The organism is Vibrio sp. Vb0349 (assembly GCF_033338975.1).
Genome location: NZ_JAWOTS010000423.1, coordinates 1 through 1,060, shown reverse-complemented (window position 1 = coordinate 1,060; position 1,060 = coordinate 1). Strand labels below are relative to the sequence as shown.

At 44.8% G+C, this 1,060-nt stretch carries 2 protein-coding genes; one reads left to right on the top strand and one right to left on the bottom strand.

Annotated features, from left to right (window positions below):
• Window positions 1–579 (bottom strand): CHASE domain-containing protein (locus R7Q47_RS26330; protein ID WP_318090271.1); only part of this gene is annotated, 579 nt, incomplete at its 3' end.
• A 137-nt stretch (window positions 580–716) separates the two neighbouring features.
• On the opposite strand from R7Q47_RS26330, the gene R7Q47_RS26325 reads away from it, so the two are divergent.
• Window positions 717–1,060, top strand: a 344-nt coding sequence (locus R7Q47_RS26325) for an alpha-ketoglutarate-dependent dioxygenase AlkB family protein (protein WP_411912892.1), incomplete at its 3' end; no start/stop codon positions are given.

The following is a 1,060-nucleotide window of genomic DNA, read 5'->3' as shown; positions in this document are numbered from 1 at the left end:
TTCTCGCATTAAACCATCAAAATCCACCACAGCGCTGATCACCCCCCAATACTCTTTGTTGATTGGCGGGTCTCGAAATACTGGCACGCGTACAATAAGCCCTCGCCCACCTTGAACAAGCGACACCGGCCCCGCGATGAAAATCTCTTGAATATCTTTGGCTTTTTGAACTTGTACCCATTGCACTGGTACTTTACGGTAATCCAGACCAAGGACGCGCTCGTTGCCTTTAGTTGGGAATATATGGCTAATTACATCATTTTCCGCAATACCGATGACCGTGATGTGCTTACTTTTGTTAAGAATACGATCGGCGGCAATGCTTAGCTCCTCTTCTTCGCTATTTGGCAGCAAAGTGATTAGCGTCGCTAATGTGCTGGCTTTGTAAATATCAGCCATGAGTACCGCTTCCAAATTGGAGCGGAGGATAGACAGTTGTTCTTTGGCTTCAACTTGCACGCGCTCTTGCTGAAGGTCTTGCTGATTCTGATGCAACAGCTCAATAACACCAACACACAAGGCAACAAAAGCGAAAAAGAACAGTGCAAAATAGCACTGCTTTCTGGGTGAATAACGCATTAGCTCCCCACTAGCTCGTCCGTTACTACGAGAATTATTCTTTTATTGTTAAAATTCTTATTATCTACAAGAATAACCAATAGCCTTTGCAAAGGTAATAATTATCTGAAATTTTTATGGTTTAAATAGGCAACGGGATGCAAGGACAAGGCGATTTATTTGAAAGTACGGATTGGCAAGAGGTACGCCAAGGTAAGCTCTTTTATCAGCCAAACTTTCTTTCTCAGCAAGAAGCGGATACGTACTTTTCAACGCTTATGAGTACCTTGCCTTGGCAACAAGAACGCATAACCATTTTCGGGAAATCGGTACTTCAACCTCGTTTGCAGACTTGGCATGGCGATGCGCCTTACACCTATTCGGGTTTAACCATGGCACCTCACCCTTGGACGTCTGAGCTTTTATCACTCAAGGCTCGCTGTGAAAGCCTTGCCAACACCCCGTTCAACTCTGTATTGGCGAATCTGTATCGCGACGGTCA